This is a genomic window from Geoanaerobacter pelophilus (assembly GCF_018476885.1).
Taxonomy (GTDB): Bacteria; Desulfobacterota; Desulfuromonadia; order Geobacterales; family DSM-12255; genus Geoanaerobacter; species Geoanaerobacter pelophilus.
The window spans coordinates 1-543 of the sequence record NZ_JAHCVJ010000031.1; the positions used below are offsets into that span (position 1 = coordinate 1).

1 protein-coding gene is annotated in these 543 nt (G+C 54.7%); it reads right to left on the reverse strand.

All coding sequences use genetic code 11. The features are described 5' to 3' along the window. Positions 1 to 524: chemotaxis protein CheW (locus KI809_RS20370; protein ID WP_214173437.1), on the reverse strand; the 524-nt coding region annotated here is incomplete at its 3' end. Between the last annotated feature and the right edge of the window lie 19 nt (positions 525 to 543).

Genomic DNA, 543 nt, shown 5'->3' on the forward strand with positions numbered 1-543 from the left:
TCCTGAATGCCGTCACTGGCGGCCACCTGCTGCACAATGGTCGCCTCTTCCTCGGTCAGCACCCGGTCCACATCTAAAACCAGAACCAGGCTGTCGCCGGTCTTGGCCATGCCGGCTATGAATTCGGTGTTGATGCTGGTCCCGAAGTTCGGGGCATCGGAGATGCTTTGCGGATGGATGTTGAGGATGTCGGATACCGAATCAACAATCAGCCCCATAACCCCCCGGGAATACTCGGTGACTATGATGCAGGTGTGTTTCTTGTACTCGCCGCTGACCATTCCGAATTTCAGTTTCAGATCGATCACCGGGATGATCGTTCCCCTAAGGTTGATGACACCTTTCAGGTATCCCGGGAGGTGCGGAACTTTGGTGACGCTGGTCAGTTCAATAATCTCCTGCACCTGCAAGGCATCGAAGGCGTAAATCTCGTCATTGAGAGTGAAGGTCACATACTCCTGCCCGGAATCTGCCACAGCAGGGGCGCCGGCTCTTTGAGACGACTTCTCCATAAGCTCTGCCATCGGTTCCTCCTATGTAGAG